This is a genomic window from Ruegeria sp. AB11 (genome assembly GCF_056536325.1).
In genome coordinates this window covers 3,284,844-3,306,147 of sequence record NZ_JBQFJO010000001.1, presented here as the reverse complement: position 1 = coordinate 3,306,147, position 21,304 = coordinate 3,284,844, and the positions used below count along the sequence as shown (strand labels likewise).

General features: G+C 56.4%; 20 protein-coding genes. 11 read left to right on the top strand and 9 right to left on the bottom strand.

The genetic code is table 11. From position 1 onward, the window contains the following. Position 1: 1 nt before the first annotated feature. The 3 genes from ACR3EJ_RS16510 to ACR3EJ_RS16500 all read left to right on the top strand — a co-directional run bounded on the left by ACR3EJ_RS16510 (position 2) and on the right by ACR3EJ_RS16500 (position 3,612). On the top strand, positions 2 to 970 hold the full coding sequence (locus ACR3EJ_RS16510) for an ABC transporter substrate-binding protein (protein ID WP_170543518.1): 969 nt from the start codon (positions 2 to 4) through the stop codon (positions 968 to 970). A 64-nt stretch (positions 971 to 1,034) separates the two neighbouring features. Then, entirely contained in the window at positions 1,035 to 2,084 is a 1,050-nt protein-coding gene (locus ACR3EJ_RS16505) for a quaternary amine ABC transporter ATP-binding protein (protein ID WP_170543520.1), read from the top strand. 10 nt (positions 2,085 to 2,094) lie between these two features. Then, positions 2,095 to 3,612 (top strand): ABC transporter permease, encoded by a 1,518-nt coding sequence (locus ACR3EJ_RS16500; protein ID WP_170703597.1) that lies wholly within the window; start codon positions 2,095 to 2,097, stop codon positions 3,610 to 3,612. 419 nt (positions 3,613 to 4,031) lie between these two features. Here ACR3EJ_RS16500 and ACR3EJ_RS16495 read toward each other — a convergent pair whose 3' ends face one another. The 7 genes from ACR3EJ_RS16495 to ACR3EJ_RS16465 are packed head-to-tail and all read right to left on the bottom strand — an operon-like array spanning position 4,032 to position 10,543. Further along, positions 4,032 to 5,096: an ABC transporter ATP-binding protein gene (locus tag ACR3EJ_RS16495; RefSeq protein WP_170543524.1), complete on the bottom strand. Its 1,065-nt coding sequence runs from the start codon at positions 5,094 to 5,096 to the stop codon at positions 4,032 to 4,034. After that, complete coding sequence (locus tag ACR3EJ_RS16490) at positions 5,096 to 5,881, bottom strand: ABC transporter permease (RefSeq protein ID WP_170477118.1); 786 nt, start codon at positions 5,879 to 5,881, stop codon at positions 5,096 to 5,098. Before ACR3EJ_RS16490 ends, ACR3EJ_RS16495 begins: the two co-directional genes overlap by 1 nt. Continuing rightward, complete coding sequence (locus tag ACR3EJ_RS16485; protein ID WP_170703596.1) at positions 5,878 to 6,741, bottom strand: ABC transporter permease; 864 nt, start codon at positions 6,739 to 6,741, stop codon at positions 5,878 to 5,880. Before ACR3EJ_RS16485 ends, ACR3EJ_RS16490 begins: the two co-directional genes overlap by 4 nt. 28 nt (positions 6,742 to 6,769) lie before the next feature. Further along, a complete protein-coding gene (locus ACR3EJ_RS16480; RefSeq protein WP_170543528.1) occupies positions 6,770 to 7,810 on the bottom strand; it encodes an extracellular solute-binding protein in 1,041 nt (346 codons plus the stop codon). Positions 7,811 to 7,851: 41 nt separating this feature from the next. Next, positions 7,852 to 8,784: a PfkB family carbohydrate kinase gene (locus ACR3EJ_RS16475; RefSeq protein WP_170543530.1), complete on the bottom strand. Its 933-nt coding sequence runs from the start codon at positions 8,782 to 8,784 to the stop codon at positions 7,852 to 7,854. Then, positions 8,781 to 9,806 (bottom strand): ADP-ribosylglycohydrolase family protein, encoded by a 1,026-nt coding sequence (locus tag ACR3EJ_RS16470; RefSeq protein ID WP_170543532.1) that lies wholly within the window; start codon positions 9,804 to 9,806, stop codon positions 8,781 to 8,783. The genes ACR3EJ_RS16475 and ACR3EJ_RS16470 overlap by 4 nt, the downstream gene beginning before the upstream one ends. A 5-nt stretch (positions 9,807 to 9,811) precedes the next feature. Then, the gene (locus ACR3EJ_RS16465; RefSeq protein WP_170543534.1) at positions 9,812 to 10,543 is read right to left on the bottom strand and encodes a GntR family transcriptional regulator; all 732 of its coding nucleotides are present in this window, start codon (positions 10,541 to 10,543) and stop codon (positions 9,812 to 9,814) included. A 172-nt stretch (positions 10,544 to 10,715) separates the two neighbouring features. On the opposite strand from ACR3EJ_RS16465, the gene ACR3EJ_RS16460 reads away from it, so the two are divergent. From ACR3EJ_RS16460 to ACR3EJ_RS16430, 7 genes are read left to right on the top strand one after another with little or no spacing between them, the layout of a single operon-like run. Next, the gene (locus tag ACR3EJ_RS16460) at positions 10,716 to 11,543 is read left to right on the top strand and encodes an FAD binding domain-containing protein (RefSeq protein WP_170543536.1); all 828 of its coding nucleotides are present in this window, start codon (positions 10,716 to 10,718) and stop codon (positions 11,541 to 11,543) included. After that, positions 11,543 to 14,278 carry a molybdopterin cofactor-binding domain-containing protein gene (locus ACR3EJ_RS16455; RefSeq protein ID WP_170543538.1) on the top strand — a complete coding sequence of 912 codons (2,736 nt, stop codon included), beginning with the start codon at positions 11,543 to 11,545 and terminating at the stop codon, positions 14,276 to 14,278. The genes ACR3EJ_RS16460 and ACR3EJ_RS16455 overlap by 1 nt, the downstream gene beginning before the upstream one ends. Beyond that, entirely contained in the window at positions 14,278 to 15,762 is a 1,485-nt protein-coding gene (locus ACR3EJ_RS16450; protein ID WP_170543540.1) for a 6-hydroxynicotinate reductase, read from the top strand. Before ACR3EJ_RS16455 ends, ACR3EJ_RS16450 begins: the two co-directional genes overlap by 1 nt. Then, positions 15,759 to 16,622 carry a UPF0280 family protein gene (locus ACR3EJ_RS16445; protein WP_480423138.1) on the top strand — a complete coding sequence of 288 codons (864 nt, stop codon included), beginning with the start codon at positions 15,759 to 15,761 and terminating at the stop codon, positions 16,620 to 16,622. The genes ACR3EJ_RS16450 and ACR3EJ_RS16445 overlap by 4 nt, the downstream gene beginning before the upstream one ends. Further along, positions 16,609 to 17,190: an amino acid synthesis family protein gene (locus ACR3EJ_RS16440; RefSeq protein WP_170543543.1), complete on the top strand. Its 582-nt coding sequence runs from the start codon at positions 16,609 to 16,611 to the stop codon at positions 17,188 to 17,190. The genes ACR3EJ_RS16445 and ACR3EJ_RS16440 overlap by 14 nt, the downstream gene beginning before the upstream one ends. Further along, on the top strand, positions 17,187 to 17,771 hold the full coding sequence (locus ACR3EJ_RS16435; RefSeq protein WP_170543545.1) for an amino acid synthesis family protein: 585 nt from the start codon (positions 17,187 to 17,189) through the stop codon (positions 17,769 to 17,771). The genes ACR3EJ_RS16440 and ACR3EJ_RS16435 overlap by 4 nt, the downstream gene beginning before the upstream one ends. Positions 17,772 to 17,779: 8 nt before the next feature. Next, on the top strand, positions 17,780 to 18,205 hold the full coding sequence (locus tag ACR3EJ_RS16430) for a MarR family winged helix-turn-helix transcriptional regulator (protein WP_170543547.1): 426 nt from the start codon (positions 17,780 to 17,782) through the stop codon (positions 18,203 to 18,205). A 61-nt stretch (positions 18,206 to 18,266) separates the two neighbouring features. Here ACR3EJ_RS16430 and ACR3EJ_RS16425 read toward each other — a convergent pair whose 3' ends face one another. Beyond that, positions 18,267 to 19,433 (bottom strand): amidohydrolase family protein, encoded by a 1,167-nt coding sequence (locus ACR3EJ_RS16425; RefSeq protein ID WP_170543549.1) that lies wholly within the window; start codon positions 19,431 to 19,433, stop codon positions 18,267 to 18,269. A gap of 225 nt (positions 19,434 to 19,658) precedes the next feature. Between ACR3EJ_RS16425 and ACR3EJ_RS16420 the strand changes: the two genes are divergently transcribed. Next, entirely contained in the window at positions 19,659 to 20,462 is an 804-nt protein-coding gene (locus ACR3EJ_RS16420) for a ferredoxin--NADP reductase (protein WP_170543551.1), read from the top strand. 69 nt (positions 20,463 to 20,531) lie between these two features. Here the strand turns inward: ACR3EJ_RS16420 and ACR3EJ_RS16415 are convergent, their stop codons facing one another. Then, entirely contained in the window at positions 20,532 to 21,299 is a 768-nt protein-coding gene (locus ACR3EJ_RS16415) for a copper chaperone PCu(A)C (RefSeq protein ID WP_170543553.1), read from the bottom strand. Positions 21,300 to 21,304: the final 5 nt, after the last annotated feature.

Genomic DNA, 21,304 nt, shown 5'->3' with positions numbered 1-21,304 from the left:
TATGAAAAAAGGAATGCTAACAGCAGCATTGACCCTGACTTTGGGCGCGACAACCGCGATCGCGCAGGACAAAGTGATGGTCGGTGAACCCAGCTGGCCCGGTGCCAAGATTATGAGCCGCGTCATTGGTCAGGTTATCGAAACACGTCTAGGCGGCGAGGTTGGCTATGCGCCTGGCGCCAATGCGGTGATCTTTGCAGCGATGGATGGCGGGCGTGGTGATATCGACGTGCACCCGGATGTCTGGCTGCCGAACCAGTCTTCGTTCACTGACGAGTATGTCGATCAGAAGGGCACCGTCGCGCTGTCTTCTGGCAGCTACGAGGGGCGCGCCGGGATCTGCGTGCCGAACTATATGGTTGAGGATCACAACATCCGCTCGATCTACGATCTGGCCACCCCAATGGCGCAAGAGCTCTTCGACTCGGATGGTGACGGCATGGGTGAGGTTTGGGTTGGTGCTTCGGGCTGGGCTTCAACCAACACATTCAAAGTGCGGGTGCGGGACTATGGGATCGAGACCTTCCTGACACCAACGACCGAGGATGAAACCGTGTTCTATTCACGCTTGAAGGACCAGGTTGACCAACAGAAGGGTGCGGCGTTCTACTGCTATGCGCCGCATTACGTGCATGCTTTGTATGATGTGACAATTCTGGAAGAACCCGATCATGATGCGACCACCTACAAGATGGTGCAGCCCGATCAGGACGCGGATTGGTTCAACAAGTCCCATATCAGCACCGGTGAACCGGTCAAGACCGTGACCGTCGCCCATTCCAAATCGCTTGAGCAGCGCAACCCTGCAGCGGCGTCCTTTCTGGCCAATATCGACATGGATGCCGGTGAGCTAAGCGGCCTGACTTACGAGGTCGTGGTCAAAGGGCGTGACACAGACGAGATCGTGGCCGAGTGGATCGCCGCCAATGGCGATACCGTCGACAGCTGGCTTGGTCTGACCACCAACTAAAACCTGTGCGCCCCCAATGATTTCGGGGGCGTTGCTCGATTCATTCAACTGCGGTGGGGTCAGTATGACAGCGGATATCGCAATCGACGCAAAAGGCGTTTGGAAGGTTTTTGGTGCGCGGTCGCAGGAAGCATTGCAGGCCATCCACGACGAAGGTCTGAGCAAAGCCGAAGTGCTGGAGCGCTTCAACTGCGTTGTCGGCGTCGCCGATGCAAGTTTCGAAATCGAGCGGGGTGAGTTGTTCTGCGTCATGGGCTTGTCGGGTTCGGGCAAGTCGACCCTTGTGCGCCATGTGAATCGCCTGTTGGAACCCACTGACGGCCATATCTATCTGGATGGCGAGGACGTGATGGGCTTGAATGATGAGGGCCTGCGCGACCTGCGCAACCGGCGCGTCGCGATGGTGTTCCAGAACTTCGGCCTGATGCCCCACCGTACTGTCCGCGACAACGTAGCGATGCCGCTGGAAATCCGAGGCACCGGCAAGGCGCGCCGCTGGGAAGAAGCGGACCGGGTGCTGGAACTGGTCGAGCTCAACGGTTGGGAAGACAAATATGCGCATGAGCTGTCGGGCGGTATGCAGCAACGTGTGGGTCTGGCCCGTGCCATCGCCGCCGACCCCGAGATATTGCTGATGGACGAGCCGTTCTCGGCCCTCGACCCGCTGATCCGAAAGCAGTTGCAGGACCAGTTCATGGACCTCAGCCACAAGCTGAACAAAACCACGATGTTCATCACCCACGATCTAGATGAAGCGATCCGCATCGGCCATCGTATCGCGATCATGAAGGATGGGCGCATTGTGCAGATCGGTACGCCGGAAGAGATCATCCTCAACCCCGCCGATGACTATGTGGCCGACTTTGTGGCAGGGATTTCCAAACTCAACATGATCTTCGCCCATGCGGTGATGAAACCGGTTGAAGAGTTCGAGGCGCATCACGGCGAAGTGCCCGAAGATGCCAAAGAGGCGCATCCGGACATGGATTTGTCCGATCTGATGAACCTCTGCGTTGATGGTCATGGAGTTGTAGCCGTCACTCAGGATGGCAAGACCGTGGGTGTTATCAACCGAGCGGGTCTGATCCGCGCGATTCAGGACAGTCAAGCCTAGGGGGACCGCTATGAAACATGTTGATACACAACAGATCCAACCGGAAACCGCCGACCGCCTGAATGGCTTGATCGGAGATTTTGTGGGACAGGGGCAGTCCTATTACCAAAAGACCTTTGCCTACATTATGCAGGCGCCCGGCTACCGCTTTACGCTGAACAAAGCTGCTGCAATTTTGGGTCCGATATGGTTCGGGGCGCGGGGGCTGTGGTCGTGGTTCCTTGGGTTTTTGGTGTTGGAAACGCTTGCCTTTATCCAAATCGGTCTGGGCTTGTTCGGTGATCTGGGCCGTGAGTTTCGGGAACGCGCGGAACAGATTGAGCAGACATTGGAGCTGCGCCGCCAGCAAATTGCAGCGGCAGAGCAATCCGGTTCAACCACTTTGGAGTCATTGAAGCGCGCCGCGGAATCGCTTGAGGGTGCTTTGGCAGGCGCGCAGGAGGCCGCACGTTCGGCGGATTCGACAGGATTCACCTATCTGGTTATCGGGATCGTCCTTCTGCTGGCGTTTAAGTTCCTGGCCGCCTCGTTGGCCAATTGGACGCTTGAAGGGCAGTTCGCGCGCTGGCGTTCGGACCCGAGTGTAGCGCATGGCTGGTCGCTGCCTCGAGTAGTCGTCGCGACGGCGCTGACTGCCGTGGTAGTAATCTTGTCGATGATCAAGTTTGCGCAACCGGATGCGCTAGCAGTACTCAAAACTTTCCCAACCAACCGGGACTGGCGTTTAAACGTCGGCGATGGCGTACAAGCAGTGTTTGAATGGACCAAAACCGCCGGGCGCGGCTTCTTCGATGGGCTGACCTATGGGATGCGCACCCTGTTGGACTGGATTGAGGTAGTACTGGTCGATACGCCGTGGCCCGTCGTGGCACTGGTGATTATCATGCTGGCCTATCTCTCTGCCGGACCGCGCGTGGCAATCTTCACCGGTGCAGCGCTGGCCTATCTGGGTCTATTGGATTTCTGGGAAAAAGCGATGACCACGATTGCCCTGCTGGGCGCGGCGGCGCTAATCTCGATCACTCTAGGTATCCCGCTTGGCATCTATTGTGCGCGCCGCCCGCGGGCGTTTGCAATCGTGCGACCGATTTTGGATTTCATGCAGTCGATGCCGTCCTTCGTCTACTTGATCCCGGTCGTGGCCTTTATCGGATCAGGCAAGCCAGCGGGCGTGGTCGCTACAATGATCTTTGGCAGCCCCCCGGTGATCCGTTTTACCGTTCTTGGCCTGCAGCAAGTCCCCGAAACCGTGCGGGAGGCCGCATTAGCCTTCGGAGCGACGCCCCGGTATCTGCTATGGAGGGTAGATCTGCCCCTGGCGCACAAGACTATCATGGCGGGTGTGAATCAGACTATCCTGATGTCTCTTGCGATGGTGGTCGTCGCCTCGCTGATCGGTGCAAAAGGCTTGGGCGAGGACGTGCTGGAGGCACTTCAATATGCCGCTGCAGGACAAGGAATTTTGGCTGGATTGGCGATCCTGTTCTGCGCGCTCATCCTGGATCGGATTGTGGCTGGAAGAAAATGACGAATACGTCAAGCGCACGATCACTCGACAGTATTTCGAGGTGGGGGATGCAGATTTGTTCGCAGATGTCACGGTCTCGTTTGAACCCTTAGTTTGAGCAAGCTCACTGGCCCGGGCACGTGGGCAGCGCAGGCACCTACAAGGTGGCAGGCTATGTTGTTCTACCAATCTGATTGAAGCTGGTTTGAATTGTTTTCCAACCCGGTGGCAGCGCAGATCCAGTGCCGCGTACGTTGGATTGATGTTTGAACCCAGATCGTCGGACTAATAATCGCATTCGCCACCCAGTGAGGCGTCATTCAATTAGTAGGCTGATCCGGTCGCGTGCAGTCACTTCGTTTATCACGAGGTCAACGCACGTCAGGCCGTGTTTGTCGTAGCGCCATGCACGAAGGTTTTCGATCTTGATCTGGTTCGTGTCAATTGGGGTCGAACCCAACTGATCCGTCTGGAACGACAATCGTGTGCTCAGGTTTCCAGCTCAGCCATATTTCGCCACCTTCGGGCAAATCCGGGATGTCCTGATCGCGCGCAATGACTTTGAAGGTGTTGTCGTTGTGTTTCAGGACGCAGGTCGCCATCGCTCCGGCGAAGATGCGACGGACCAGCGTGGCGGGGAGTTTTGAGATCTCGTCGCCGTCAGGCTCTGAGATAGATATGCTCATGTTCTCGGGTCTGACGGCCAGCGTCGACTGCGGTGTCGCGCTACGTGGTAATTTGATATCCGCACCGCCAGAATTCAGAGCCAAGCCGCTTTGACCTGTAAGAATATTGGCTTCGCCCAGAAATTCGGCGGTAAACACGTCGACAGGATTGTTATAAACCTCGCGTGGCGGGCCAGCCTGTATCATCGTTCCCTGTCTGAGGATGCCGATCTTGTCTGACAAAGTAAGGGCTTCTTCCTGATCATGGGTCACAAAGATCGTTGTAATGCCAATCTCACGCTGAATACGCTTCAATTCTATCTGCATGTCGACGCGCAAGGATTTGTCCAAGGCCGACAGCGGCTCGTCCAATAGAAGCACCTTTGGATTAGTGACAATAGCCCGTGCCAATGCCACGCGCTGTCGTTGACCACCAGACAACTGATGAGGTTTGCGGTCGCCCAGTTGCCCAAGCTGTACCAGTTCCAGCGCTTCACCCACGCGGCGGCGTTCCTCGGCTGCACCTACTTTGCGTACACGCAATCCAAAACCCACATTGTCGGCGACGGTCATATTGGGAAACAGAGCATAGTTCTGGAACATCATTCCGATGTCGCGCTTTTCGACGGGAATGTGCTCGACCGACTGATCACCGATATGGATCGAACCACTGTCCGCAAAGATTAACCCGGCAATAGCACGCAGCAACGTCGTCTTACCGCTGCCTGACGGGCCGAGCAGGGCAAAAAAACCACCATCCGGAAAGTGCATGGTGACGTCATTCAAAGCTTTGAGTGACCCGAATGTTTTGGTGACGTTTTGGACAGAAACATCGGCCATCAGCGTTCTCCTCCGAAATTTGAGAACCGGGCTGCAAACAGCATCACGGCCATCGAGATTACGATAATGATTGTCGAGATTGCATTGATTTCCGGCGTGAAGCCTTTGCGGATCGAGGTGTAGATCAAAACTGGCAGCGTGCTGTCTCCGGGCTCGGAGAGGAAGTACGACACAACGAACTGATCAAAGCTGACCGCAAAAGCGAACAGAGCACCGGCAATGATCCCCGAAGCGATCCAGGGCAGGGTGACGCGGCGGGTCACGGTCCAACTGTCGGCGCCCATGGACCGTGCGGCCTCTTCCAGTGTGGGATCAAATGTCGCCAAACGGGCGCTGACGACGACGATCACGTAAGGCAAGGCCAGGGCGACATGGCCAATCAGAACCGAGGGTGTGCCGCGGCCAAGACCGACGCCATAGAAAAAGATCAGCATCGCCGTGCCGGTGATCAGCCATGGAATCGCGATCGGCGGGAACAGCATCACCTGCAGGAAGCGCTTGCCACGGAACTCGAACCGGAACAGGGCCAGCGAGGCGGCTGTGCCCAAGATGGTGGCAATCACTGTTGTAGCCAGCGCGATCAGAATTGAGCGGGTCGCGGCATTCAGAATTTCGGTGTTCTGGCCCAGTTTTTCGTACCATTTCAGCGAAAACTCAAAGGGCAGTTGATAATACTGTGACGCGTTGAAGGACATGAACGCCATGACGATGATCGGGGCGTAAAGAAAGAACAGGATCAGGCCAAGCCAAACCTTACCTGCCCAGACCAGATAGGTGTTCTTCATGTCTGTGCCCTCCGCAACGCCGGGCTGGCGGTTGCCAGGATCACCAAAACCACCGCAAGCAGGATAAAGGACAAGGCAGCCCCTAAGGGCCAATTGAACACGGCCACGAACTGATCCTCGATCACGGTGCCAAAATAAGTTCCGACACGACCACCTAATATGCGTGGCTCCATAAATGAGCCGACGACAGGTACAAAAATCAGTACGGCACCGGCCAGCAGCCCGGGCAGGGACAAAGGCAGGATGACACGCCATAGGATGGTCAGTTTGTTCGCCCCCATTGACCGCGCGGCATCGATCAGATTGTCGTCGATGGCCTGTAAGGCCAGATACGAAGTCAAGATAACGTAAGGCAGGTAAGAGTGGACCAGGCCGATAACGATCGCAGGGGTCGAGAACATCAGGTTCACATCGACCTCGAACGGCAGGATCGCGTTGAGGCCGAGCTCTAGCACTCCATTTCCGCGCAGAACGATGGCCCAGGAAAATATCCGGACCAGCGAATTCGACCAGAAGGGCAGGATGACTAGAAGGAATAGTGCCTCGCGCGACTTACCCTTAATCGCCTTGGCCAGAACATAGGCGCAGGGAAAGCCAACCAGCACGGAAATCACCGTTACAGTCAGGCCCAGCTTTATGGATTTCCACAGCAGCGTTGCGTAAGTCGAGGTCTGGAAGAAGGCCTGATAGTTTTCAGATGTGTAGTGCCATTCGGCATCGCCAAAAGGCACATCGGACAAAAAGCTGAAATACAACATCGCCGACAGCGGCAAAAATATTGCCACCGTCAGCCAAACATAAGCCGGAGAAAGCAGGCTGACGATCTTGAGCCTGTTTTGTCGGGCGAGAACCGTTGACATGTCTGCTTTCTCCTTAGCGTGCCTGGGCTTATTGGGCGGCTTTCAACCCTTGCCAGAGCTCAAGGTATCTCTCGCGATTTTCATCCGAGACCGGACGCTGGAACTGGACGCGTGCCACGACTGCGGGGTCGCCCAGAACGCGTTTGTTGAAGGCGTCATCAGGCAACGCAGCGGCGGCCTTGGCATTGGCCGAAGCTGGGGCACCGCTTTCGGCCCATATGACGTAGAACTCAGGGTCGATCATCCAATTGATAAAGGCGTGTGCAGCCTCTTTCTTGGTCGATGATGTTGGGATCGACAGACCATCCAACCAGCCGATTGCACCCTCGTCCGGCACGATGAATTGAACCGGTAGTCCGGAAGCCATCGAGCGGCTCGCAGAACCTGACCAGAAGGTCGCCACATCCAGATCGCCCGCGGCCATGAACTGGTTCCAGTCGTTCTCCGAACCCCAATAGGTTTTGATCTGAGGCATCAACTCGGCAAGTTTGGCCTCGATGGCATCGAGATCCTGGATGTCGTTGATATCCTGGCCCGTTGCGATAGCTGCGAATTGTACGGCTTCCAACGCGTCATCGCGGATCGAGACTTTGCCTTCGTGCGCCGTGTCCCAAAATACCTCGATCGACGTTGGCATCTCGTTGAATTCATTGGTGTTCACAGCAAAGGATGTCAGGCCCCAGGTCCAAGGCATTCCATGCAGCGCACCTCCGGCGTTGAGGTCCGGATTGGCGGCCAGATTTTCGGGCACGTCGCTAAAATTCGCGACCATCGAGCTGTCCACTGGCCCTATCAGCCCCTCGGCCTGCGCCTGTGGCGTAAAGGCCGCGTTGATCAGCACGACGTCATAGGCACCGGGGTTGGTCCGAAGCTTGGTCAACATCTCTTGTTCAGAATTGAAGTATTCATGAACGACGGTGTGGCCCGTTGCCTCGGTAAAGGCAGAAATGGCCCAGTCTTCGTCGGTTCCATACCCTTGCCAATTGAGAACTCGGATCTCATCGGCCAGAACGGCCGCGCCCGTTGTTGTCAAAGCAACTGTGGTTGCTAATAGGATACGTTTGTTCATTGTGATCTCCCGATTGAATGGTCTTTAGCTTTGGTTCTCGATCAACCCGCCTCTTTCTTGTTTAGGGCGTCCGCCACGACCGCTTGGGTCGGCGCCGTTGCGGGCCCTTGTTGTGTGGTTGACAACGCCGCAGCGACATTTGCGTAAATGGCTGCTTCCTTCGGGGTATCACCGCGCGCCATTCGCGCGATGAAACTGCCAACATGGGTGTCACCAGCGCCGTTGGTGTCCACCGCTTGAACGCGGTAAGCTGGGATATGGTGAAGAGCATCAGGCCGGGCCAGAATGCAGCCGTCTTCCCCCAGTCGCACAACAGTTCCACCGTCATCAGGGCGGGTTTCAGCAAGTGCTCTGGCAGCAGCAACAGGGTCCGTGTGACCAGTCAGAACCGCAGCTTCGCGCGCATTTGCACTGATCCATCTGGCCCGTCTCAACACCGTCTGCAGCACCTCATGTGGGAGAGAAGCGATGATGGGCGAAGGATCGAACACCAGGTTATTGATGCGGGCAACCGAAGATAACCTCTGGTGCAGCGCATCACGCGAGCCCGTGTAGTGCAGAGCGTAGCCAGACAAAAGGGTCCAGTCGAATTCGGCAAAGCTGATCTGCGTTAAGTCCTCGGCAGTCACGTGCCCCTCAGCACCGTCGCTTGCCACAAAGGTCCGCTCACCCTGAGGGTCGATCATCACGGTACAGCAGCCCTGATCGCGTGTTAGGTCTTGTGCCCGCAGGAACGGGATACCTTCGGTGTTAAGACCTTCGCGAATAATATTGGCAAATGGGCCAGATCCGATAGAGCCTCCATAGAATACCATCATACCTGCGCGTTTCGCGGCCACCATGGCGTTGAACCCGCCACCAGGTGCGATGGAGAAACCCTTGACGATAGCTTCTTCACCAACCGCTGGAACAGCTTCGACCTGATAGAGCAGATCGGCCACAACACCTGACATCTGAAGAAGACGATTGGTCATCTTTCGGCCTCCGTCTTTGCGTCAGACGTATGGCGAAGAGAAAGCAACTGTTCCGCTATTACTTCGATGGGTAAGTTGTTGGCAGCACGAACAGGGTCGAGTACAGCGGGCGCGACGGCTTCAATTCCGGCGCATGCCCCGGCCATCGCTCCGGCAATAGCGCCGATTGTATCTGTGTCGTCCCCGATATTCGCGGCAATTCGGGTGGCCTTCCAAACATCCCCCGACGCCATCCTTACGATGCCAAAGGCCGCCGGGACAGATTCATACGAAGAGACAGAAGTTCCGACGATTTGCGCGAATTCTACATCGGTCAGGCCCTGATCAGCGAGATCAAGTGCGTTTGAAATCCGACGGCGCATGTTTGCTTCGCCAAACCGATGGCCGCGTTTCTGCCCTTGCTCTGCGGCGTCCAGCGCTGCGTCGAGTGCTGAGTCGAAATCAAGACCATCCACACCACAGCTGACGACAGTGGCAACAGCAGCAGCAGCGGCGATGGCTTCGCCCGTGTTATGCGTCATACGGCAGGCCAGTTCCACGCGGTCCAAGAAATTCTGCGTTGGCGAGAAATGCGTGGCGATCCCAACCGGTGCAATTCGCATCGCAGCGCCGTTTGTCGTTCCGTTGCGCCCCGTTTCGCTGGCTGGTTCTCCGTTCAGCATCGCTGCAAGAGCCGCTTTGGAAGATGGACCCAGCAGGTCGCGCAAACCACGGGCTCGGACGTCACCCTCCCAATCCAGCAGGTCTTGCGCCCAAAGCGCCTCGTCAAACCCTTCGCCATCTTTCACAAGACGTTGAGCCAACAAAAATGCCTGTTCGGTGTCATCCGTCACCTGCGCCGCCTGTAGGCCATGAGAGACCGGATGGTCGGGGTAGGGGGCGACATAAGTTGTGATCTCGCCATAATGTTGCGCTATTTCTGAGCGCGACAGCGTTTGTGAGGGCATACCCAACGCATCCCCGATGGCCATTCCGGCAAGAGCGCCGCAAGCGCGACTGAAAGCCAGTTCTGCAGTGGCCATAGCCGTCAAAACTCCATGTGCAGACCAAACAGGTCTGGGTCCAGAATGCTCTCGACAAATTCCAGGGAGTCCCCGTCGGCTGAACGGGTTAACCGGCACAGCCGCAACATCGGTTCTCCTGACACGCGCCCCATGACAGCCGCGTCTTCCGCGCTGAGCGCGGGCAACACACGCGCCCATTCGCTACCACCGTTGACTGCCAACCCGCGACTGCGAAGCGTTTCCGTCAAAGAGCCGTTTTCTAGGCCGGTCTCAATTATTTCGGAAAACTCTGAACGCCATGGGACACGGCTGCGTTCTAGCGACACTCCCTGACCGGTGTTCACACGAAAACGTAAACGATCGACCATCAAGACATCGGTGCCGACACTTTCGGGTGCGTCTGCTAAATCCATTTTACCGCGTGTCAGGCGAAGAATCCGCGTCGCAAGTTCGGTTTCACCCGAGGATAGTGCAACGCTCCATCCCTTGCGGTCGTCGATCGTTTTTCCCCCGAAGGTTACAAATGATCCGATGCCGCGCCGGGTCGTGATCAGGCCCTTGCGGCTGAGGATATCGAGGCTTTTCCGTATAGTATTTCTGCTAACCGAGAACCGTTTGACCAGAGCATTCTCACTGGCCAGCGGTGCGCCTGTATCCAACCCACCTGACCGGATCTCTTCCTCCAGCATGAGTGCGATCCTGACAGATTTTGGTGCTCCGATCCGGTCAGTGCTTGTTGATTCTTGTTCAGACATGTTCATGCTTGTACCTTATCCGGATTCGATAATCTGTCAACTTGGGTATACGGAGGCCCACTTGGCTCAAACTGCGGCCCCTGTCGGATTGGATGTGTTCTCAGGACAGTTCTGTTGACTCTGGCAAACGTCCACACTTATCATTAGTGTGCTAATGAAAGTGGATATGTGCATGGCCTACTCACAACCAAGCTTGTTGCCTGATGCGCTGGGCATTCTTAAGCAGGCTGGGGTCCGCGTTGTTGCGGGTGGGACAGATTTCTATCCGGCCTTGAAAGCAGGCCGGCATCCCGAAAGTCTGTTAGATGTAACAAGAATAGGTGGGTTTTCGGACATCACGCAATCTGAAGGGGGCACAAGAATTGGTGCAGCCGTCACATGGTCGGATGTTGTTAGAACTGATCTTCCTCGGGCCTTTGATGCCTTGAAACAGGCGGCGCGCGAGGTCGGAAGCCTGCAAATCCAAAATGCAGGTACGGTTGTCGGAAACATTTGCAATGCCTCTCCCGCCGCCGATGGTGTTCCACCTCTGCTTGCATTGAACGCTGAGGTTGAACTGGCCAGTGCAGCAAAGGGAAAGCGTGTTCTTCCCCTCGAGGCATTTATCAGCGGTGTGCGGCAAACAGCGTTGATGGATGACGAGTTGGTGACAGCGATCATCGTGCCGAAACCCCATGCTGGCATGACGTCTGGTTTTGAAAAATTAGGGAGCCGTCGCTATTTGGTCATTTCCATCGCCATGACAGCGGCAAATGTTCTTTTGGATGCAAAGGGAAGAATAGCCGAGGCTCGCATCGCAGTAGGGTCCTGTTCCGCTGTAGCGCAACGGCTTACGGCGTTAGAGGCGAGCCTGATCGGTCAGGATCCCGCTGATGTCAGGATTTCTCCGATTGATGTCGCAGCATTAACGCCGATCGATGATGTCCGAGGGACAAGTTCGTATCGGCTTGATGCAGTGCGTCATCAAATTCAGCGTGCAATTCACAAGGCGGTTTCGTGATGAACAAAGCGCTTTCAGGCACCCCGACCCCATTTCGTTTGAATGGACGTGAAGCGGCCCCATTGCTTTTCCCTGGCCAACGACTGTCCGAAGTTCTGCGCGAGGGTTTGGGGCAACGCGATGTGAAGATTGGCTGCGATGCGGGGGATTGCGGCGCGTGTACTGTACTGCTTGAGGGCGAGCCCGTTTGCGCCTGTCTGACCCCAGCACATCAGGTTGCGGGGCGCGAGGTCGAAACTGTGCAAGGATTACATGCCAATGACCCCGTGGCAGCCAAGCTGGCGCAGAGCTTTCTGGATCATGGCGCGGCGCAATGCGGGATCTGTACGCCCGGCATGATGGTATCTGCCGTTGCGCTGCTGCGGGACGTGCCCGAGCCCACCGAGGCGCAAGTGCAGGATGCTTTAGGGGGTGTGCTATGTCGCTGTACAGGTTATCGCAAAATCATCGACGCGGTGATGGGTGCGCCCTCGGTTGCTATTGCGAAAGCGGGTAAGGTGGGCGATGCGGTTAAGCATTTGGATGGGATCGAAAAAGTTTCGGCTACCATCAAGTACGGCGATGATATTGCACCAGTGGGGTGCCTTGAGATTTTGGTCATTCGCTCCCCCCATGCCCGGGCGGTCTTTGAAATCGGTGACCTCGAAGGGTTCGCGCAGGCGGCTGGACTGGACGCGGTACTGACTGCGGAAGACGTGAAGGGCCAGAACAACTTTGGCGTGATACCCGGATTTGAAGACCAGCCTGTCTTTGCCGAGCGGGAAGCGCGTTTCAGGGGAGAGGCTGTCGCGGCACTGATTGGTGCTCGGGATGTGCTTCGCGCCATCGATCCAGAAATGGTACCGATTACTTGGACCGAACTGCCTGCCTTACAAGACATGGACGCAGCCCAAGGTGAAAGAGCCGATCAACTACATGATGGCCGGGACAACAATGTGATGTGTGCTGGTTTTGTGACCTGTGGCGATCCAAATGCGGCCCTGGCACGCGCGCATGTAATCGTGGAAGGCCGGTTTGAAAGCGGCTTTGTCGAGCATGCCTATATTGAACCTGAAGCGGGTTTCGCCGAAGTCGTAAACGGTCGCGTTGAGGTGCATGCCTGCACGCAAGCCCCGGTTATGGATCTCGAAGGGCTCGAGCGTGTTCTGGGGCTTGACCGCTCGGACATACGTGTTGTGCCAACGGCCACCGGGGGCGGTTTCGGTTCCAAGTTGGATATGAGCGTACAGCCCTACCTGGCACTCGCGGCGCTGAAGACGGGCAAACCTGCGCGGCTTTGCTACACGCGTACTGAATCCATGCAATGTTCGACCAAGCGGCACCCCTCAGACATCACGCTTAGGATCGGTGCTGATAAGACGGGCAAGCTCTGTGGCTTTGACTTTCGTGGCCGCTTTGACACGGGGGCTTATGCCAGTTGGGGACCGACGGTGGCGAACAGGGTGCCAGTCCATGCTTCGGGACCGTACCGCGTGGCGGACTACATCGCGCAGGCCAAGGGTGTGCATACCAACAACCCGCCATCGGGGGCGTTTCGCGGCTTTGGTGTGCCTCAGGCAGCCATTGCACAAGAATGTCTTTTCGACGATCTGGCCGAGAAGCTGGGAATGGATGCGCTGGAGTTCCGTATTCTCAACGCATTGGATAATGGTGTGCCGACCGTGTGCGGACAGGTATTTGACCAGGGTGTCGGGATCAAGGCCTGCCTTGAGGCGTTGCGGTTTGCCTGGACGGAAGAGCGTGCAGGTGTTGAGGCATTCAATGCACAAAATGACACTGTAAAACGCGGTGTGGGTATCGCCAGCGGATGGTATGGCTGTGGCAATACGTCTTTGCCCAATCCATCGGCCATCAAATGCGGCATTCGAGCTGATGGCACGGTGGTGCTGCATCAAGGCGCGATGGATATCGGTCAGGGGGCCAATACCGTCATTACCCAGATTTTTGCTACCGCACTTGGGGCCGAGGTGGGTCAGATTACGCTTGTCGGAGCGGATACGGATGTGACACCGGATGCGGGCAAAACCTCGGCCTCGCGCCAGACTTTTGTCTCGGGCAATGCGGCGCGGCTCTCGGGTGAGGCATTGCGGGCCATGATACTGGAACGTCTGAACGTTGCCGAAGATGCTGCCTTGGAGTTCAGCGCCGGGGAAATTCAGGCGACTGATGCCGGGGGGGCTCGTGTGCTGGATCTTTCGGCTCTAGAAGCGGACTCGGATGGGTATGTTCTTCGCGCTGAAGAAAGCTATGATCCGCCGACAAAGCCCTTGGATAAAAATGGGCAGGGGCATCCTTACGCCCAATTCGGTTATGCCGCGCATCTGGCTGTTGTCGAAGTGGATACCGCGCTGGGCACAGTCACGCCAGTGAAATTCATTGCGGCTCATGATGTCGGTCAGGCCATCAACCCGATGCTAGTCGAAGGGCAGGTCCATGGCGGCATTGCTCAGGGTCTGGGGATGGCGCTAATGGAGGAATACATCCCGGGACGGACCGAGAACCTGCATGACTATCTGATCCCGACAATCGGTGACATCCCCCCGATTGAGACCATTATCATCGAAGAAACCGACGCGCATGGCCCGTATGGCGCCAAGGGACTGGGAGAGCATGTGTTGATCCCAACGGCACCGGCCATCCTGAACGCAATCAAACATGCAACAGGGGTACGACTGTTCAAGGGACCTGCAATCCCCAGCGTCGTCCATGCGGCCCTCAAGAAGAGTCTATCCTAATGCCAGAAGTTGCGAAGCCAGAAAAGATCCGCTGCGACGCCTGCCCGGTGATGTGCTATATCGCAGAAGGCAATTCCGGTGCCTGCGACCGCTATGCAAACCACGGCGGCGAACTGGTTCGCCTTGATCCGTTGACAATCATCCAAAGCGGCCAAGACCTCGTTCCGTTCATGGGCGAGGGCGCGACAGAGGAATGGGATGGCGATATCTTCAAAGGTGAGCGTCAGTTTGTGACAGCTGTAGGAGCGGGAACCACTTATCCCGACTACAAGCCTGCGCCTTTTATCGCCAGCCAAGAAGTTGAAGGTGTCGATATGGTCACGGTCGTGACCGAGGGCATCTTTAGCTATTGCGGTGTGAAGGTGAAGATCGACACTGACCGTCATATCGGCCATGAGCGAGACGTGGTGCGCGTCGACGGGGAACCGATCGGCCATGTCATGACTTCGGAATACGGCTCGAAAATGCTGTCTTTGGGTGGTGTCGAGCACCTCACGGGTGGTAGCAAGAAAGAAGGCCGAGTTACATGTGACGCCCTGCTGCGGCTGTGTAACCGAGAACCTGTCACGATGGTCATTGGCGAAGAGAATCACTCCACCGAAGTTGTGGTTGAAGCGGGAAAACCGCCTATCATCAATGGCGTGACTGAAAGCTTGATGCGCGTAGGCTGCGGTTCTGCCACGATAGGCATGTTCCCGAAACAGTGGATCGGTCATGTCGACGACGTCGTGGTGGTGGATGACCACATCACTGGAGTGCTCAGCGAGCACGAGACAGGCAAGCAGCTTGATGTCCCGGCAACGGGGATCAAGATCAAAGGACGGCGCTCGACGCCTGGGCGATACTTTCAAGTGGCTGAACCCGGTACAGGTTGGGGGGGGACAGATATCGAGGACCCTCTTGCGATCCTTGGCCCCTTCAACCCCAAAACAGCGTGGGAAGGCCTGCGGCTATTTATGGTGTCCACAACGGGTGAGCAGTTTTCATACTATGAACTCGACGCCGATCTTGTCCCGCAACTGCGGGACGTACCCGCGAAACTGGCGGCTTCAGCTGCGCTGATTGCGGAAAACTGCGAACCTTCGGTTTGTTCAGTGCTGTTCATGGGTGGGGCAGGGGGATCGCTGCGCGCAGGCGTTACTGAGAACCCCGTACGCCTGACCAAATCGGTCAAGGACGCGCTGACCCACGTGTCTTGCGGTGGTGCAGATGCCTATGTGTGGCCCGGAGGCGGGATCACTGTAATGGTAGATGTGTTGGATATGCCCACGAATTCTTTTGGCTATGTTCCAACTCCCGCGCTTGTCGCCCCCATCGAATTTACCTTGCGTGTTAGAGATTACGCTGCCCTGGGCGGACATGTGGACCACATGCGACGCGTCAGTGACATCAATTCGGAACAGGCTCGCCACGTACGACAAAAACCTAATGCCGGGGATCCTATGGATCTTGGAAATTACAATTGGAAGGCGGACGCAGAATGAGGCCGCGCGCGCGCCTGTTGCCCGATGGCCAACGGCTGCATCTGCAGCATGGCCCCAGTGATCTGATTGTTTGGGTGGAAGGGGATCGGGATCAGGCGTACCGGGCCGCAGCAAAGCGTTTCGAAACGATCATCGCCGAGATTGTTGAGGAACTGCCGGACCACCGGGCAATGCTGTCTCCGCTAACAAAACGTCCCAACGGCACAGTTGCGCGTCGAATGCATGACGCGTGTCTGCCGTTGACCGATGTGGGGTACGTCACACGGATGGCCGCCGTGGCTGGAAGCATCGCGGATGAGGTGCTTGCGGCAATGACCCAAAGCGCGAATATCACGCGCGCTTATGTCAACAACGGTGGAGATATTGCTCTATATCTGACCCCAGGAACGAGCTTCAATACCTCGATCCAAGCCCATGACGGCGGCGAATTGGGTCGGATTGAAGTTACGGACAAGGATCGTATCAGGGGTATTGCGACCTCTGGTCGCCACGGGCGCAGCCTGTCTCTGGGCATCGCGGACAGCGTGACGGTGCTCGCCTCATCGGCCGCTGAGGCTGACGTTGCGGCAACACTCATCGCCAATGCGGTGGACCTGCCGGGTCATCCATCGATCACACGTCGCGCCGCTTGCGATATCGACGAGAGCAGTGATTTGGGGGATTTGCCGGTCACTGTTAGCTGTGGTGCTTTGTCAGCCGAGGATTGTGAACGCGCTTTGGCCCGAGGTCTCAACCGCGCGACATCGTTTCAGGCCCTGGGACGGATCGCGTCTGCGGGTTTGTTCCTCCGGGGCCGATCTGTCACAACCGGTGCACACGCATTTTCGTTCCAACAAGAGATACAACATGTCCCAGCTTAATGTCCGGAAAACAGCCTATTCTGTCGAAGAGATTTTCCACGAAGGTGGTCCGGCCCCGGCGAGCCCCCTGCGCCGGGCGGCGGCGATTGCGATCATCGAGAACCCATTTGCCGGGCGTTACGAGCCTGATATTCAGTGGTTCATGGAGGACCTCAAGCCACTTGGTTTGCAGATGGCGAAGCGATTGGTCGAGATGCTGGATGGGGCGGACAAGATTGAAGGCTATGGCAAAGGCGCATTGATAGGTGAGGCGGGTGAGCTGGAACATGGCGCCCTGTGGCACGCTCCGGGAGGTTACGCGATGCGCGAACTTCTCAATGATTCCAACGCGATCGTACCCTCTACCAAGAAAGTCACGGGCGTTGGCGGGCGGCTCGATGTGCCGATCACCCATATAAATGCCTCTTACGTTCGAAGCCACTTTGACAGTATGGAGGTCGGCCTGAACGACGCGCCCAAAGCTCATGAAATGGCCGCCATTCTGGTCATGAGCACGGGACCACGCATCCACGACCGCGCTGGCGGCCTGGCAGCCAAGGATATCAAAGGAGAGGACGGCCTGAGATGAGCGCTAAGATTCGTAAGATCGCTGTAAACATCGAAGAAACGCATTCCGAAATCGGACGAAAGATCGACCCGGCCACCCGCAAGGCCGTCGCCGTTGCAGTAATCGAGAACCCGTTTGCGGGCACCTATACTCAGGACTTAAGCGCATTGATGGAGATCGGTGCAGAGCTGGGCACGCTGTTGGGTCGCAAATGCGTAGAAGCCCTTGGCATCACACCAGAGCAGGCAGAGAGCTATGGCAAGTCGGCCATGGTCGGCGAAAATGGCGAGTTGGAACATGCCGCTGCGATCCTCCATCCCAAGTTGGGCGCGCCGTTGCGTAAAGAAGTGGAAAAAGGGGCCGCCTTGGTGCCGTCTTCGAAAAAGATGGGTTCGCCTGGTCAGGTGCTTGATGTACCGCTTGGGCACAAGGACGCAGCCTATGTGCGCAGCCACTTTGACGGCATCGAAGTACGGCTGAACGATGCGCCACGTGCAAATGAAATCATGGTGGCCGTGGCCGTGACCGACAGCGGGCGGCCATTACCCCGTGTCGGTGGCTTGACCCACGATGAAGCAGAAGGCAAAGACGGGCTTCGTTAGGAGCACTTATGTCAAACAGCGTCGATCCCTACCATCTTGAAGACCAGGTCGGATATCTTTTGCGGCTGGCCAGCCAGCGCCATTCGATCATCTTTCAGAACCGAATTTCCAAAGACCTGACGCCGACGCAGTTTGCCACGCTGATCCGGGTGGCCGAGAAGAAAGAGGTGTCGCAAAATCAGCTGGGCCGACTTGCAGCAATGGATATTGCGACGATCAAAGGGGTGGTTGACCGTCTGAAAGCCAAGGGGCTTTTGCGCGCGACCGCCGATCCCGGTGACAAGCGCCGATCCATCATCTCATTGACCGAGGCGGGCGCTGAGTTGATGGAACAGCTTTACGCCGACGGGTTTGGGATTTCGCAAGAAACCCTCGCACCTCTCAAGAAGTCCGAGCAAAAGACCCTTCTGGCATTGCTCAAAAAGATCACCTGACCTTCAAAGATCGCGTAGCCCGCAGTTTGCGTCAAACAACCCAAGTCATTGAAATTCGAGTTTACAGAATACGTTCCGGCAGGCGTTGTGCGGGCGGTGTGTTGCGAGAACGTTCCGAGCAGATCACGCCGTCAATGATCGTCATGCCAACACCCGGCAGGTTCCCCTGCGCGACGCTTTCAAGCATGTTTTTTCCGGGCGCGTGCTGCGCTTGGTCCAGCAGGACGAAATCGGCGCAACGCCCCTTTTCAATAAGACCAACATCCAGATCACGCTGCCGTGCGGTGTTCCCATTGCCAAAGCAAAAGGCAATCTCGGCGGGGACGTTTCCGAAGGCCGACAGCATGGCAATCATCCGCAAGATTCCAAGCGGTTGCACACCTGACCCTGCTGGCCCGTCGGTACCCAAGATCACTTGATCCAGCTTGCCTAACTCGCGCGCGGTATTCACCGTAAGCACCGCGGCGCGTTCATTGCCGTTATGAACGATTTCAAAGGCTTGCTTGGTGCAGGTTTCACAAAGGCAGATGATCTGATCATCCGGCAGTGCCGAGTGACCACCGTTAATGTGCCCGATCACGTCGGTACCCGTCTCGATCACCATATCCGCGTCGATGAGGCCGGACCCGGGGATGGATGGGCCTCCCGTGTGGATCGTGGACTGAATCCCATGTTTTCTGGCCCATTCGACCATCTGGTTTGCGGTTTTGCCGTCCTTGACCGAACCCAAGCCGACTTCGCCCAGATATTTCACTCCGGCGTTGGCCAGTTCGGCGAAATCCTCCTCGACCATGCCATGTTCGATGACAGGGGCGCCGGCATGGACCTTGACACCGGAGGGGCGAAAATTTTCATACCAGCGTTGTGCCGCGATCGACATCGCCTTGAGGCCGATCACATCTTTGGGTCGCCCCGGCATATGAACCTCTCCGGCCGAGATCATTGTGGTCACGCCGCCGTTCAGAGTGGAGTCGATCCAGTGGAGTTGTTGCTGACGGGGCGTGTAGTCACCTACCACCGGGTGCACATGGCTGTCGATCAGACCGGGGGCAAGCGTCACACCATGGGCGTCTACGATGCTGGTTGCGTCGTCGGTATCGAGGTCCTTTTCATTGCCCCATGCGTCTATCTTACCATCTATGGCAATCAGACAATCGCCATCAAAAATCGGTTCTTCCATTTTTCCTGACAGGATCATGCCGATGTTCTTTATGACAAGTTTTTCCATAAGATCCTCCCACTATTCATTAGTATACGAATATAATTAGCGGGCATGCGTCAAGATAATTCTGGGACGAGAGGCATTCTTCACAAATCAATTGACAGGATACTCCATTGCCCCATAATCATTAGTATACTAATGAAATGAATGGCCTGACAAAGGTGGCTGACAAAGAATGCCTCATGGTTAGGGCATCTGGCCGCTTTCTTGGTGGCAAGAGGAGGTGATCTGATGGCGCTCGATTCCAAAGAGACAAAGTTCCCGATCCCGGCGGGTGTATTTGCCCAGACCGTAACTGAAGTGCAGCACTATACTGATCGGCTGTTTCGGTTCCGTATGACGCGGCCTGCATCTTTCCGCTTCCGGTCCGGTGAATTTGTGATGATTGGCCTGCCAAATGCCGAGAAGCCTGTGTTCCGGGCCTACTCTGTGGCGTCTCCCAGTTGGGATGAGGAGTTGGAGTTTTATTCGATCAAAGTTCCGGATGGCCCACTTACCGAGCATCTGCAAAAGATCAAGGAAGGTGACACTATTTTAATGCGCAGAAAACCAACGGGCACCTTGGTGAACGATGCGTTGTTGCCCGGCAAACGGCTTTGGATGTTTTCTACAGGTACCGGATTTGCGCCCTTTGCCAGTTTGATCCGAGACCCCGAGACCTATGAGAAGTTTGACGAAGTCATCGTCACCCACACCTGCCGCGAAGTTGCTGAACTCACCTATTGCAAGAACCTGGTTGCGTCTGTGAAAGACGATCCGTTGTGCGGAGAGTTTGCGCATGGTCTGCGCCTTTATGCGACCACCACACGCGAAGACTATCCGTTCATGGGCCGCACTACCGATCTAATGACCAATGGCAAGCTGTTTAGAGACCTAGAGGTTCCCCCAATTTCGCCAGATACCGACCGGGGCATGATCTGCGGCTCAATGAATATGCTCAAAGATACCAAGGCTCTACTCGAGGGGTTTGGTCTGGTCGAGGGGTCGAACAGTAAGCCAGACACGTTTGTTGTTGAGCGTGCTTTTGTCGATTAAAAACAACTGCTTGTGTTCTGTATTTCTGTGAATCGCTGAAGGCTTGTCACTTGCCAAAAGCAATCCGCATCATAGTGTAAATCTGTAGGTTACCGAGATGGGGGCGCCATTGGACATGTAAGGGCGGTGGTCGTTAGAGTTCAGCGCAACAGTTAATTCATAATCGCCGGGCTTCAGCGCTCCGACCTGAAAGCTGTTTTCGTAAAGTCGGCCAAGCTTCAGGCCGTTCAGATAGATGTGGGCGTGACCCTGACCGTCGATATGCGGTGTGCCGTCCTCGACAAGGACAAATTCGAAGTTTTTGACGCTGATTTGAACGGCAAATCCGTTAGTACTGACCTGCGGATCCTGAGCCAGCGCGATCGTTGGGCTAGGGGAGATTTCGATGCCGTTGGCATTGCTGTGGTCCATTGACGTCATACTGCCGGTCGCCTCTGGATTCAGGATGCGAGCCACTACCTCGCTGCCATCGTCAAACGTGAGCGCCAGCGAATGATAAGTGCCTTCGGGAAAGCTTCCGTCGGGCACTTGCAACATGATATGGGCCCCGTCCATTGCCAGTTGCGCCGGATCGCCGCCAGGCACTACAAGTGGTTTGTCATGGCCAGGGTTCATTAATGACGTGTGGGCTCCAGATGGTGACGTGACGCTTTGAAGAATGCGAGGGTCACCGTCATTTTGCAGCTTGAGAGTGACCATGAACAGCGATCCCGACGCCCCCATCGGCGCGGCGCGCCCGTCGCTGACCTTTACAGAAGTTTGCGGCGTACCTGCGAATATGTAGGCGAAACCCAACGCGGCCGCGATACCTGCCACAGCGAACCAGCGTTTGCTCATCTGAC